At 38.5% G+C, this 14,918-nt stretch carries 11 protein-coding genes; 5 read left to right on the plus strand and 6 right to left on the minus strand.

The window, feature by feature from the left end; genetic code table 11:
- Positions 1-1,039 precede the first annotated feature (1,039 nt).
- From IQ247_RS27295 to IQ247_RS27315, 5 genes are all read right to left on the minus strand, one after another.
- The gene (locus IQ247_RS27295) at positions 1,040-2,740 is read right to left on the minus strand and encodes a protelomerase family protein (RefSeq protein WP_193924782.1); all 1,701 of its coding nucleotides are present in this window, start codon (positions 2,738-2,740) and stop codon (positions 1,040-1,042) included.
- 118 nt (positions 2,741-2,858) lie between these two features.
- A complete protein-coding gene (locus IQ247_RS27300; RefSeq protein WP_193924783.1) occupies positions 2,859-5,018 on the minus strand; it encodes an ATP-binding protein in 2,160 nt (719 codons plus the stop codon).
- Positions 5,019-5,155: 137 nt separating this feature from the next.
- Positions 5,156-5,440: a hypothetical protein gene (locus IQ247_RS27305; protein ID WP_193924785.1), complete on the minus strand. Its 285-nt coding sequence runs from the start codon at positions 5,438-5,440 to the stop codon at positions 5,156-5,158.
- On the minus strand, positions 5,441-5,953 hold the full coding sequence (locus IQ247_RS27310) for a hypothetical protein (RefSeq protein ID WP_193924786.1): 513 nt from the start codon (positions 5,951-5,953) through the stop codon (positions 5,441-5,443).
- A gap of 88 nt (positions 5,954-6,041) precedes the next feature.
- Complete coding sequence (locus IQ247_RS27315; protein WP_193924787.1) at positions 6,042-6,461, minus strand: hypothetical protein; 420 nt, start codon at positions 6,459-6,461, stop codon at positions 6,042-6,044.
- A 467-nt stretch (positions 6,462-6,928) separates the two neighbouring features.
- On the opposite strand from IQ247_RS27315, the gene IQ247_RS27320 reads away from it, so the two are divergent.
- The 5 genes from IQ247_RS27320 to IQ247_RS27335 all read left to right on the plus strand — a co-directional run bounded on the left by IQ247_RS27320 (position 6,929) and on the right by IQ247_RS27335 (position 13,192).
- The gene (locus IQ247_RS27320; protein ID WP_228060087.1) at positions 6,929-7,093 is read left to right on the plus strand and encodes a ribbon-helix-helix domain-containing protein; all 165 of its coding nucleotides are present in this window, start codon (positions 6,929-6,931) and stop codon (positions 7,091-7,093) included.
- Positions 7,090-7,293, plus strand: coding sequence for a DUF6888 family protein (locus tag IQ247_RS33700; protein WP_375341252.1), 204 nt, complete (start codon positions 7,090-7,092; stop codon positions 7,291-7,293). The genes IQ247_RS27320 and IQ247_RS33700 overlap by 4 nt, the downstream gene beginning before the upstream one ends.
- Complete coding sequence (locus IQ247_RS27325) at positions 7,290-7,475, plus strand: DUF6887 family protein (RefSeq protein WP_193924789.1); 186 nt, start codon at positions 7,290-7,292, stop codon at positions 7,473-7,475. Before IQ247_RS33700 ends, IQ247_RS27325 begins: the two co-directional genes overlap by 4 nt.
- 273 nt (positions 7,476-7,748) lie before the next feature.
- On the plus strand, positions 7,749-8,585 hold the full coding sequence (locus IQ247_RS27330; RefSeq protein WP_193924791.1) for a hypothetical protein: 837 nt from the start codon (positions 7,749-7,751) through the stop codon (positions 8,583-8,585).
- A gap of 743 nt (positions 8,586-9,328) precedes the next feature.
- Positions 9,329-13,192 (plus strand): plasmid replication protein, CyRepA1 family, encoded by a 3,864-nt coding sequence (locus tag IQ247_RS27335; protein ID WP_193924793.1) that lies wholly within the window; start codon positions 9,329-9,331, stop codon positions 13,190-13,192.
- Here the strand turns inward: IQ247_RS27335 and IQ247_RS27340 are convergent.
- Complete coding sequence (locus IQ247_RS27340) at positions 13,189-13,998, minus strand: helix-turn-helix domain-containing protein (protein ID WP_193924795.1); 810 nt, start codon at positions 13,996-13,998, stop codon at positions 13,189-13,191. The genes IQ247_RS27335 and IQ247_RS27340 overlap by 4 nt on opposite strands.
- Between the last annotated feature and the right edge of the window lie 920 nt (positions 13,999-14,918).

Raw genomic sequence — 14,918 nt, forward strand, 5'->3', positions numbered from 1 at the left:
AAAAATAAGCATAACTAAAAATGTCGCACGCGACACAACTGGTTATTTTAATATATCTAGTTAAGCTAGCCGGATACATTAGTGTAACCAGTTAAGCTTAATAAAAAAAGTTTTAAATTGTAATAACTAGTTAAGTATTTATGTGGTTATGCAGATATTAACCAGTAGTATTTATAGGATACAGTCTTTATTCAACAAGCACTATAGAATATGCAGACATAACCAGTTACTGCAACTATGCTAACCAGTTAGGTATGTGCATAACCAGTTACGCATATATATATAACCAGTTACTGCAACTATGCTAACCAGTTAGGTATGTGCATAACCAGTTACGCATATATATATAACCAGTTACTGCAACTATGCTAACCAGTTAGGTATGTGCATAACCAGTTACGCAGACATAGCTTAACTGGTTATGTCTGCATATTCTATAGTGCTTGTTGAATAAAGACTGTAGCCTATAAATACTACTGGTTAATATCTGCATAACCACATAAATACTTAACTAGTTATTACAATTTAAAACTTTTTTTATTAAGCTTAACTGGTTACACTAATGTATCCGGCTAGCTTAACTAGATATATTAAAATAACCAGTTGTGTCGCGTGCGACATTTTTAGTTATGCTTATTTTTGTCGCAGTGGCATAACCTAATTGGCGCGTGATAAATTAGCATTCTACTCAGTAGTTGATTTATTGGATTTGATTTTGTTACATAGAGACTCAGTGCAGTTATTAGCGAGATCGACACAGTGCTTATCTATGATTCAATCGTGTAAACCCGCGTCTATTGAATAGTACTAAATTACTATTCATGCTATTTTGTTGATTCGAGATCATCGAATCAAGCTTGTTTTGTAAAGTTACGTTACGGTGTTTGCAAAATTTATTGTAATAAACCATATCAATTTTTGATGGTAAAACCCAAATATTGCTGTAACTATCTATGATTGATTTTTTGCGAAAAAAAGACATAACCCCTAAAATATCATCTTAGGAAAACCCATAACAGCGGTGTTATGGATAGCACTTCTACCAACTAATTACCTCGGTAATATCGCCGCGTCCCTTGTTGTGGTAGGTTCCTAGTCCGTATTTACTGTTATGGTCGTCAATCGCTGTTTGATGACGTTCTATCCAATCTTTAACTAACATCCCATTGCAGCCAGATAGCTGACGTAATGCCTGATTATTAATTACCCACATCTTATCAGTATCAGGTTGACCGTTGTTATCTCTTGCTTTGTGGTCATTATGGTTAGTAATAGCCAGAAAGGAACGTCTTAATTTTTCTTGGGCTGCACCTCCAGATTTATTTTTCTTTAATTCCTCACTTGGCATTGATTCCCAGTCAGTATCATCTTCTTTAGGTTTAGACTTTGTAATTTTCTTAGTAGCAGAAGTTACTTCTGCTTGTTCTAGTTGAGGTAATAATTGAGATAATTTTTCATCCAGAATACGGCTAATTTTAGTTTCTAAATTTTCCATTGTTAATTCTTCTGCTATTTCTACTTTTTGATTTTTAAATTCTTCTAATTGCGATTGAGCATCTAATAGTTTTTCTTCTAACTCTTTAGCTTTTTGGGCTAATTCAACTAAATTTTTAACTGTGGTTTGTTGGTTAGGTAATTCCCATTTTTGTTGTAACTCTCTAATAACTTCGAGGTCATCAGAAAAGATTCTCAAGGTATTAGTTGATTGCTTATTTTTTGTTTGAACGCTTGGAAATAGTACGGGCTTAGTGGTGTAGTAATCAAGATAGCCAAGGGTAGTAACTGTTTGTCTGAGACTGCTATCGGTAGGCTTTTCACCTACATAATGACCTAACAGCCGAGCCGCGTGTAACATTTTTTCCCCTATCGATTTAGGACAGTCGCGCTCGGTAGCCAGTGCAGCATAAGCAGCCCTTAATGCTTTGCAGTTATCTTGTTCCTCACCGTGCCTGATTGCTAATACTGGGTTAGAGCTATCTTTATCACCAAAGTAAGCACGGACTACACGATTAAGGGAACCGTTACGACGGGAGTCAATAGCGCGGTTTTGGGCTGCTATATCGTTGGGAAATTCGGCTGTAACTTCCTTGAGTAATGCTTTGGTACTTGGTTCTTTGAGTAACTGGTTATGAAGCTTAATAATGTAGTTCGCAGGGTAGAGAGTAGCTATTTTAAATACTGGCTTATCACCGCGCTTTTTACCTTGACCTTCAAAGCTTACTTGGTAGTTTTCACCTTCAACAGCGGTAAACTTGGCACGGGCTAATATCTCGTGAGGTCTGCGTCCGGTAGCTGCAATTAACCCTACTGCTAACTCGTGCGGGTCATCACTGGAAAGCAATTTACCTATAACTTCTAAAAATTGATCCGGGTTGATTTCGTTGCCGTTGCTTAAGCGGTCTGTAGCGCGTGTAGTGGTATTTCTATCAGTCCAATCAACTTTAGTTAAGCCGCATTGTGTAAGAACATAGTGCTTTAACTCAGTTGCGACTTGATTACCGTCTTGATCCAGCTTTGGAACGGGAACCGCGTTAACTTCCTGTTCTAGGGGTAAACTTTTGAATTTCTTGTACAAGCCAGCACGGGAAAGCACTGTCCCTAGTGACTTCTGGCTATATGTAGTGTTTTCCTTAATCCAAATATTGAAATCGTCACAGTATGGCTGCATCTCTTCAAAGTTTTTTAGATTTTTAGTTGCTTCAAATAGCTCGTTTACCTTATCCTGTAATGCTTTAGACATTTTTAAAACCTCGTGTTACCAGTTATATTTTTATTTAACTGGTTACAATATAGCCTAACTGGTTATAATATGTCAATAACTAGTTAGGCTATTTGGTTAACTGGTTTATTTATTCGGCTCAATCGTACTTATTACGCAACAATTCCACCAATTCGGAACACTGCTTAAAATATTTTCCTCCGCATCCTAGAATATTTTCAATGACATAAGTTTTACTTTGAGTACTGAGATTGTTTTGAATTACTTGCCATATCTCAAAATCCCCCATATCTGGGTAAAGTTTGCTTACTGGTAAGTCCGTAAGTAACTGCTGTATATTGCTTTGAGAGCTTACCGCTACGTCATCACTTACCCCAAACTTACTAAAACTTACCTCCGACTTACCAAAACTTACCCCAAACTTACCCTCGGACTTACCAAGTAACTTAACTAACTCAGTGCTATTAATACTTGATTCCCACTGTTCCAAGTTGCGGGGTAAATTACCCTTATCGCGGTACTGTTTATAATCCCCATGAGTAGGATGCAAAACCAGCGAATACTGCATATTAGCTAACATCAAAGCGGGATAAGCAGCACTCTTAATGTAATTCTCTTCAAGCTTGCTTAAGCCAGTATTGCGGTGTGGTTGCTCAACTGCATATCTTGCAGCCCCTACTAAAAACAACTGATAGAACGCGCTTCTAAACTCGCTATCCATTGATATCGCTTTTGTAGTTTGAGAGTGATTACCAATCAAAACCACTAACCCTAACTTCCGACCTTCTACAGCTAACTGACGGAAGATTCCCATTATTTCGGAAGCGTCACCACAATCAAGAATTGCCCCCAATTCATCAACTGCTATTACTAATTTAAACCTGCGATTTTTATCTTTACGTCTTAACTCAAGTTCGGTTTTTAGCAAACTAATGTAATTGAATATTTCGGACAATTCATTAATTTCTAAAAAGCCATATTGAGAATAACTAGAATAATCATCTTGGTGTGGATTAAGGGCAATTCGTACCGCGTCTTTACCTCCAAGCTGTTGACCCAAATAAATCAAAGTACTGGTTTTTCCCGCACCGGGATGACCTGTAATCAACCATGACCTATCAGCCCCTACATCCAAGATATTTTTTAAACTGTCTTCTACTGATTTGCGGTTTAATTCTTCCGGCTTGGGGGCTTTAGAATTCCAAGGTAATGTGATTCTCACGAGGTCGGTTGAATCTTCCTGTTGAATAATTGGTGACGTATTTTTACCAACCTCAAACCTTATCCCGTTCGCGACTTTCTCAGATTTGAGTAAGGGGAATTGCAGCGGGTCGCGCAATCGTAACCAGAAACGTGTTTCCCGTTCTCCAGTTTCAATCGGGGTAGCCAGTGGTTCGGCATCTACTTGTATTGGGGGGTCATGTCGCCACAGAAAACTAATTACCTTATTGCATTCGTGACACGCTATCTCATCCCCTCCAGTGGCTAGCCGTGGGGCATTCAAATCTCGGATACGTTCGTTTAGTTTCTTAATTGTTAATTCGAGTTCTAATATTTTGCGTTCGTACTTTGTCACCTCCAGATTGAATTCTGTTCGCGCTTCTAAGATGTTTTTCTCTAACTCGAATTTGTAATTATTTAACTTTTTAAGTTGACCGTCGTACCATTCCATTAACTCAGAATGCTTTTGTTGATATTGCCCTTCTAACTCTCTTTCTCGTTCGATGTAATTGTTATTTAATTTTTCTGCCATAATTTCGGCACGGTCATCAATTAACTGATTTATTGACTCTAAACGCTTCCTTAGTTCCGCTTCCGACTCATTAACTGATTGAATTTTAGAATTAAGCTCAGCTTGCTTTCTATCGCGCTCAGACTTGGCTGTTTTCTCTGCATTTAATATTCTTACTTCACGCTCGTTTAATTGCTGTTCTCTAACGTCTAACCCCTCATATCTTTCAGAAATATCTTTCTCTCTTTCTGTGGGTTCGTGCTTGGTATTACGGATTATTTCAATACTCAGAATTAAGCCAGCTAGGGGAGGTAATAGTTTGGGTAAATTATCCCATTTACCATCTGATTTAATAAACTGGGTAGGGATGATTATTGATGCTAGGAATACTAGTAGTGTCAACTGGAAAGTATAGTCCGGGTTTTTAGCTTCTGTTTCTTTCATGCGCTTGAGCAGGGTAATAAATTTTCGGGCAATTTCTACAAGATGTAGTACGCTAGACGTTGGCTTATTTACTGGCACAGAAGTTTGATTATTATATAAACAATTACTTAGCTTCTGTGCCACCTGAGTGGCTTGCTGCAACTGTGTTTGAGTACATTTTGCTGGTTGGTTTTGGAATTTTTGATTTAACGACTTAATTAGCGCTAATCTGCAAGTGTCGTAAAATTCGTTTTAACTTAACTTGTAGTATGAAAGTCGGGCTAAATAAATCCAACCATTAACCCGATCACAATAGTCCCTACCATTCCGTAGCGGTACATTCTCTCAATCAGCGACCATGAATCATGCCAATTCTGGTAACACCAAAATGCCCAAATTATCAGGAATATTAAACCAAAACTACTGATTGATAATAAGCCAAGTGGTGATGGTAAATTAAGCGCTACCAACAGTTTTATAAACCGAGATATCAAGGAAGTGCCAAACAGAACTGCTGAATGATGGAGTAAGTAATATTGAAGGGAATTATCTTTAATCTCTCTCATTTACAGCCCTTCCTTGAGATAAGATTTAATCTTTTGTACCGGGAATGTTCGCTGCTTATAGTTCACTCCAAAAGCTTCACCTATCTGCTTTGTTTCATTATTTTTAAACTCTAATTGGTCAATCTCGATTGACATTCCCTCTAGCTGTTTTACGCTTTTTACGTGTTCTAACTCAGCACGATGTTCTAATAACTGTAACTTGTCTTCTATCATGCCAAGTTCAACATATTTAATATCTCTATTAGCCAGTGCAATGTCTCTCTCAATCCCTGTTTGTTGATAGGTTATTTCTTGGATTTGCGCGTTAATTCCGGTGGTATCAGCTTTTGTCCAAGCGATTGATGTTTTGAATTTTTCTTCCTCATGTTTTGCGGTTAATTGCTGTACTTGCTGGTAGTTGATTTTCTCGTTTAGTTCGATTTTTTTGACCTCGGCTTCTGCATTTCTCATGCGACCTTCACCAACTACGCCGACTCTGGATATTTGAGGTTTTTTACTGTTTGTATTGGTCATTTTGGTAAAATCCTTATGTTGTTACTATTTGCGGTAGGGACATATCCAAAGTGAGTAACCGGGCTAGGGTTACTCGCTTCACAAAAATTTATTCACCAGTGAAATATTTGATAATTGAATTGCTGATATTTGCGGTATCAGTGCAAAATTTTGATTGATTCCGACAACCTAAGCCAGTAACTAAGAAACTTCCGACTATTGCACTAACACCCACTACAAGCACCGTGTTGGTGAATGTGTTTAATTGAGCCGTTAGAGAGTTATTAAAAGCCGTCTCGCGCTCGATTTCCTTGCTTAGGGTGTTTATGGCTTTTCTCAGTTCTGACGTGTCCTTGCCCGTTCTAGCGTTCCGGTAAAGGTCGTATTTTAGGAACCGAAGTTTTTCTTCATCTGGCAACCAACCAGTCTCGCGGTTCTCCCTATTCCAAGTAATCTGTTTTTCTATTGCGTGATCGATTCCGTTGCCTAAGTTGGTTAATCCGTTGTAAATGCTTTCTGCTAGCTTCATAAAAATTTACATTTATTTTCTAAAACGGAATTGGGGAGATAGGACAGCGGCTTGTTTCTTGGTTGGGACAAGCTACAGCGCTGTCATAGCCTATGTTCTGGTGGCATTTATAGCAGTAGGTTGAGTCATCAATACAAATATCGTTTCGGTATTTGTAGGCTGAGATTAGTGATCGGATTTTTGGCAGTGGGTTGAGTAGCTTGATCATTCTTATCTCCTGAATAAGCGCGTAAAGATGGCACGGGAACTGGGTTAGGGGTTCCCGCGTGGTAGGGGTTGCATAAGCTGGTTTAAATGGTATCCTAATTGATAGCTTCAGTAGCTGTCAATATCTATCAATATTTATCAGTAGTTATTAGCTGTATTTCTTGCTGTGATAAGCTTTCATAGAATTGCAGTTGGTTTAAGCTATTAAATAACTACTGAAGTGATAAATAAATATGGGAGCTACTAAAAAAGCAAAGGTAATGTTTACCTGTGAGCATGAAATTAAGGAGAAATTGACCGAACGAGCTAAGTTACAAAATCGTACAGTTTCTAATCTTGTAGAAACACTTGTTATTGATGCCCTTACATCACAACAAGAGCAAGAATATTCCTCAACAGAAAAAAACAGTAAAGGCGTAGCGTGACATCCTCAAGTCAAAATGATTACTACACAAACATACAAGCCAAAGTTTGCGTAAGGCTTGCACAAAATATTACTTGCTTCTATCAGTTGCCAGTACACGTTATCAGGTTAGATGAACGGACAAACAATATTTTTATTCTTGCTGGTAATAATTTAGCGATAAGCATACTCAAAGATGGAATCTGGAGGTTTGAGCCATGAGTAGTAATTTTGAACACATGAGTATTCAAGAGCTAAAAGCGTATTTAAAGGAGCATCAAGGAAATACTGAAGCGTTTCATGTGCTAATGGATAAGCTAAATGCTAATCCTAATCAGCAGTTGTACCGACCTGATGAGATTGACAAGCTAGGAGAACTAATAAACGGTAGGGGTGAAAAATGAGATGCCAGAACTGTTTTAAGCCACTGACAGCAAAATCTCTTAAGCCAGAGTCAAATATGTACGGGGGAGTGAGCAACGTACGTGTCCCAGCATCGGTTCTCATTTTTCCTTCAGTGCCTAACTTTTGAGCATTTACCTTAAAACGCCTTTTCTTACTTTCTCTTGTTGCGCTAAAATCGACTGCGGGCTTGGGCTTGCGGTCGATTATGGTTAAATTGCTTATTCTTACTTCTTTCTATGCTGTTTTTACACATAAATTTTAGAGCTTAGTTGATGGAACTTTTCGCTTCTATTCAAAAAGAACCCCAAGAATATTTAAGTAAGCTGCATAGCCAGATGAACCAGCTAAAGGTTCCATCTCCCAGTTTGGCTTTATATTGCAATACGCCTGATTTGGTTTGGAAGTGGAAGACAACCGAGCAGCATTATCAATTCTTAGTTGAAAATTTTCAAGCTTGCTTTGGAAGCGGTGGAGGGAACCCAGCAAGAAGGGCGCTACTTGAAAGAACGATTACCAAAACCCAGTACGAACTAATCATGCTCGACGTTGAGGTATACGCTGCCGAGTTCCGGGTATACCAATTTGCTTGGGAGGACATTAAGCAAACCTTTACATACTTAGAAAATCCACCAAAATCGGAAATTGAATTATTTTTAGGTGTAACTCAAGAAGACTTTAACAATAAATTTCTTCAAGCAGTTGAAGGATACAAGTTGACAGTTAATGACGTACTAAATACCAACAAAGAACTTAGAGAAGTCATTCGGGAATCATTATCTAATCCCGACTGGACTGGGGATTTAACAGAAGCACAACAAAAAAGACTAGAGAAGATATTAGGAAAACCAACTCCAACAGAAGGATTTGAGTATTGGAGGTTACTGGCTCTTGAAACCGCACATGAGGCAGCGAAAACTGACGATTTCATCAAAAAAGCAGTACGGAATTACTACAGTTTAAAGTACTCTTTATTGGCGATAAACACCCAAGTCTGTCAGCAACAAAGAAGTAAATCACCCGAAAAAGAAATAATTTGCTCTATTAAATGGGAGGAGAAAAGGTATTACCAATACAAAAACAAAAAAGGCTGGACTCCTTATTTTAACTAGCTTTAAGCTGTACAACTAGAGCTTACTTGCTTAACATTCCTTTACAAAAAGCTGACACCACTTTTGCCCAAACTGTTTCTTTTATCGCGTCAAAGATTTATTTTTTAGAAAGCCAAACAAAAAAATGGCTGTAAATCCCTTTGGTTTTCCCGTCCGGAACCACCCAGACTCATCGGTTCGGTACCACCCGAACCACCAAAAGAAGTTACAACCAAACTTCTTTTAATGTTTAATAACTAGTTACAAGAATACTGTTTTGGACGGGGATAAACCAGAGGGGCTACAAAATTAGGAGTCCCTAAAAATGCAAAAGCCCCCTATCCCGGACGGAAAGAGGCTTTATAAATTCAAAATTTTTCGTAGTTTCATACTACCAAAAATTAATTCAAAAAAGCAACTACATAACTACATAACTGAACACCGATTGACAGAATCGCTCGAATTGCTTGAGAACCAAGGCTATAGCGGTGATGATGCCATTCGCAGACTGCAATATTTGCAGTGGGAGGGCATATGCTGAAACGTCCCACTAGCAACGGAACGGTTAAATTATCATCCCTATGCCCATATTGCGGACATCACACCGGGCTTATAATCATTCGATTCAAGGAAGATAAGGGATTTTGCAGGTGTGGGAGGTGTGACGCGGCTTTATTCTCATTGAATGAAAGCCAGCCACAGCAAGGATTAGAGCATATTGGTGAAATTTTAGATAGCTATCTTCCTTATGGGGAGGTGACTTCATGAGCGGCTTTACCTTCTACAAGCGCGGAGAATGCCCAGTATGTAGCGGTTTGCGTAATGATTGCCGACAGTCCGACACTACAGGTTTAATATTTTGTCGCGAAACCGTAACTACCCCAACCGGATACAACTACCGTGGTGAAGATGCTCACGGCTTTGGTTTGTGGCAATCATCCACAGATTTAGACGCATTTACCCAACAAAGCCAGGAGGAGAGGGAAAGGCGACGACGGGAATATTTAGCAGCCAAAGAACAGCGAAAACAGCAACAGATATCTAAACAATTATCAGAAACAGAACGCGATACCCATTACCGCGCAATTCTCAAGCAACTGCATTTATCCGATGGCGACAATAAACAACTGCTAGACCGTGGCTTTACTCTCGAACAAATCACACAGGACAATTATAGGAGTATTGAGAAATGGCAAGACGTAGGGGATAATTACCCGTCAAACCTTCCTGGTATCCTCAGCAATGGGGTCATAAATGCCCATGAGAGCGGTATTATATGTCCAATCAGTAATAAGGATGGTTTAATCGTTGGCTGCCAGTTACGGTTAAACAAAGCCACGGATAAAGGACGTTACCGCTGGCTAACCTCTGCTACTAAGAAACACCCCAACGGATCAACCCCACACCTTAACGGTGAGCTACCGATAGTCGTATTGGAGCCTTCGGAATTTAATGGGGATTCTATCTGGGTTGCAGAAGGAACCGCTTTTAAACCAAGTTTATTGAGGCATCGTTTAAACGTTCCCGTGTTGGGTGCTGCTAGCGGTCGGTTTAATACCAGTCCCAAAACGACCAAAGCAGCAGCAGAATACCTCAGCAACAAGTATCAAACAAAGATTTTAACCTTTGCTATTGATGCTGGTGATGTAGCCAACCAAGACGGTGTGCCTCAACGGTGGTTACAGCAGTTTGAATTTTTCTCAAAACTTGGTTACGAAATTAGAATTGCTTGGTGGGGTCAGTCTTTAAAGTCATTCAGCGATATTGATGAACTAGAATCATTTGAAAATATCACCTACTTAAACACCAAAGATTACAAAGCTTTGTGTGTTAAATGGGGGGGAATTAAAGATGATTCAGCTAATAATATCAGCCCCATTGATTATCAGGAAAGAGTAGCTTATGAGCAGAAAAAGCTGCATTCTCTCACCTATCCCGCTGATTACATTTGTGACTATACTCAGAAATATTTACCCAATTTAGTAAGTATTATTCCTAAATCTGGAATAGTAGCACTAAAGGCACCTAAAGGAAGTGGTAAAAGCCATCAAATTGAGGAAATTAAAAATCATTGCTGTGGCTATACGGAAGAGATAGAAATAAAGCCAGAAGTGGAACCCGAACAGCTTTCCATAATAGGTACAACTACAAAAAATTCTACTTCAATAAAGCCGATAATCGAAACAATTCGGCATAAGAGATTGGGGATGAATTTTGTATCTATAAATGCTCGTATTGCCCTTGGTAGAGCGCAAGCCGTGCAATGGGATTTTACCTGGATTGAAGATGCTGATATTGATAGTAAAGATGAATTCGGCAGTAAAGTAAGTACCGCTACTGCAATAGATAATATTAGCGAAATCGGTTGCTGTTGGGATTCACTAGGTAAGTTGTTTGATAGAGATTGGAGTAATACGTTAGTAGTAATTGATGAAATCGAATTAGGTTTAAATCATTTATCTACTAGTAGTACTTGTAAGGATAGACGGTCATTAATCCTCAAAACTTTAGAAGTTAAATTAAAAGAATGTTTGGAGAATGGGGGATTAGTAATTGTAGCCGATGCCGATTTTACCAATGTTTCTTATGATTATTTAAAAGCCATTACCGGGTACACTCCTTACATCGTACAGCACACCTATTTAGGCGACCCGTGGGAGATTGATTTTTACACTGGAAAGCGCGATTTATTCCTTACTCAAATTGAAGATTGGGTAAGTGATGAGAACTGCGAACCTATTGCTATAGCCTTAGATAATCAAGCAGAATGTGAAGCTGTAGCCAATCATCTAATGAAGAACTATCCCTATCTTAAAAATAAGGTTGGGGGATTAATTCGGGTTGATTCCAAAGTCACTCAAACGGATTTTGGCAAGGATTTTGTAAAGCATACCAATCAAAGGATTAAAGATTATTTACCCAAAATATTGCTTTATACCCCATCATTAGGAGTTGGTTGTAGTATTGATGTTCACCACTTTAAACACGTATTTGGGCTGTTTTATGGCAATTTAGAGCCATCCCAAGCACGTCAGATGTTAGCACGGGTACGGCAATCTGTACCGCGCTCTGTATGGTGTAAAGCCAGAGCTAGTAATTCTGAAGATACCCCTACTTCTTATCTTCCTTCTGAAATCAAAAAGCGCTTATTCAGTAATCAAAAATCTACTACTGAAGTAATTGAATTAGCTTTGCAACTAGCCAAGGAAAAAGCAGAAGGTAGCGATATTGATGATAAAGAAATTCTTCCTTTATTGATTGAGCAATTGCAATCGATGATGGGGAACGGGGGATGGGATAATGCTCATGTTGACCTTTACTGTAAGCAAATAGCCAGAAGGAATTACAGCTTAAACCAGCTAGCAGTACAGCTAAGGCAAGAATTAATTGATGAAGGTCACGAATTAATTGATGTGGCGATTGATGAAGGTACGGTTACTGGCGATTCGGTTCGCTTCGAGAAGAATGAAATCAAACACCAAAAAGCCGAGGCAACAGCTAAAGCAGATGACATCGAAGTTGAGCAAGCTATGAGGATTAAAAATCAGCCGTCACGAACGGAGGAGGAGAACCACAAAGCTACTAAAGCATTGCTGAAACGGGAATTACCCGGTGTGGAGCTTACCGCTGATTTCCTTTATAAAGCCATCTACAAAGATGATAGGCGATGGCTAAATCAAATAAAACTTTTCTGGATGGCTAATAATCCCGAAATCACTAAGGAATTAGATTCGCAGGAATGGCGTAAGAGGTTAAGGCAGTTTTCTAACGGGGTCGCCTACCTCCCAGATGTGAAATCTTACTCCCATAAGGTAGAAGTCATTGAAAAAACTGGACTACTTGATTTTCTCAACCCGCTTGAAGAACTTACGGAAGATTCCCCCAAAATTCAGCAATTCATCAAAGATTGTCACCGCCACAGGAAAAAACTCAAATCAGCATTTGGGATTCACCTTACCTCTTATTATCCACCGATAAAATTACTCAATCGGTTATTAGAGAGAATTGGTTTAAAAATGGGGTTATCGCGTCGAGAAAGACAAGGTAAAGACACAGTTAGATACTACAAATTAAACCAAAATGATTTTTACGATACCCACAGATTAACCGTAATTGAGTCATTAAATCAAAAATTTAAAAACGATTCAACCAAATGCACTCAAACCCAGACACAGCAAGCTCTAGACCCGTGCCACAAGTTGGATTATTCTTTAAATAAAAACCAAACTTCTGTCACAGCAAATAAGCCAGAATCTGAGGTATTACAAGATGTAACATCTACATCCGAATATCCTGCTGATATTCTTAGGAGTGCGAACGATTGGGGGGAGATTGCATTGAGCCAGCAGCAAATAAATGAAGCTTGGGGGCTGCTAACTGAACCTGAACAAGCGCAATTACATAATTTATACGCTGATTACCAACAACGGAATTACCCGCCGGAGAATTATAGCCAATTGGAAAGCGCGATCGCATCTCAAACCCCAATTAAAGAAGTGGGATTTGGTACTCAACACTTCCGACAATATCAGGTGCTAAGTATTTTAGATAATGGTATTGCTTGGGTAAGGCGATTATTTGGAGACAAAGCAGAAGGTGAGATGTTAATTTCCGAGTTAGCATTTTAATCAATATGTCCTAACTCTCGTAATTCGTTCTCATAACCTCGTTCGCATAAAATAATTTTTGCTCTTTCGCAAAAATTGTGTTCTTCCGATTGCATATCTAAGCATTCTATATCGCTTAGGAATCTTTCTAAATCGAAAAAATTCTTATCAAGCAATTTTGGGAAGTAATTGTTTTTAACAAAATTATCATAAATCTCTTCATGGTAATCGTCTTTAAGTTCTTGTCTTTTTCTTTTAGCTTCTGCTAACTTTCTAGGAATAATAACTGTAGTTGATTTTTCAGCGTCTATACCTTCATTAGTTAAATCAAATTTATTTAAGATTTTTTCTACAACTCTTCCGCCATCCAAGCCCGTCCACTTACCAACTAATTCAGCAGCTTTAATTTTATCAACAGTACGAACATCTGGATCAGTTAAACAATCATCTAAAGCGAGTAATGATTTTTCAGTCAAGTTGATTAAGTGTAGCGCCATCCTACTACTGACTGTAAGGTCTAATTCGTCACTACTCTTTAAACTCGCGACTTTTTCTAACGTTGGTAAAATTTCAGCGTCATTTAAGATGACATTTGAAGACACTTCAACGTCATCTGAGGACATTTCAGCGCCACAAATCTCTTGAGATGCTTCTGTAGAGCTAGTTTGACCTTTTGCTTTAATTGTCACTAGTTCTTTGTCAAAGCCCTGTATCCACCGTTGAATTGTACGGCGTGACGTTTCACATTTTTGAGCTATTAAATCTGTACTTTGCCCCTCTAGGTAAAGCTTTCGGGCTAAGTCTCGTGCTTTGTTATGTTTAGTCATCTGTCGCTAGTATTCGCGCTCCTGTCGCGTCTTTGTCGCCTATTCTGGCATAACGACACGTAATATTATTGGTAGTTTCTATCACCCGTTATTTATCTAAGCTGACAACTAAAATAAGACGTTGTTTGATTAGAAGTTAAGAGTTAGGAGTTGGGAGTTGGGAGTTGGGAGTTAAGAGTTAGGAGTTAGGAGTTAGGAGTTGGGAGTTGGGAGTTAGGAGTTAGGAATTGGAAGTTGAGAGTTGGAAATTGGCGATCGCAATTCCTGACTTACTAATTACACGATAATGGAGTTATGCCACTGCGGCAAAAAATAAGCATAACTAAAAATGTCGCACGCGACACAACTGGTTATTTTAATATATCTAGTTAAGCTAGCCGGATACATTAGTGTAACCAGTTAAGCTTAATAAAAAAAGTTTTAAATTGTAATAACTAGTTAAGTATTTATGTGGTTATGCAGATATTAACCAGTAGTATTTATAGGCTACAGTCTTTATTCAACAAGCACTATAGAATATGCAGACATAACCAGTTACCATAACCAGTTACGCATATATATATAACCAGTTACTGCAACTATGCTAACCAGTTAGGTATGTGCATAACCAGTTACGCATATATATATAACCAGTTACTGCAACGATGCTAACCAGTTAGGTATGTGCATAACCAGTTACGCAGACATAGCTTAACTGGTTATGTCTGCATATTCTATAGTGCTTGTTGAATAAAGACTGTAGCCTATAAATACTACTGGTTAATATCTGCATAACCACATAAATACTTAACTAGTTATTACAATTTAAAACTTTTTTTATTAAGCTTAACTGGTTACACTAATGTATCCGGCTAGCTTAACTAGATATATTAAAATAACCAGTTGTGTCGCGTGCGACATTTTTAGTTATGCTTATTTTT

Source organism: Plectonema cf. radiosum LEGE 06105 (assembly GCF_015207665.1).
GTDB lineage: Bacteria > Cyanobacteriota > Cyanobacteriia > Cyanobacteriales > Nostocaceae > Rivularia > Rivularia radiosa_A.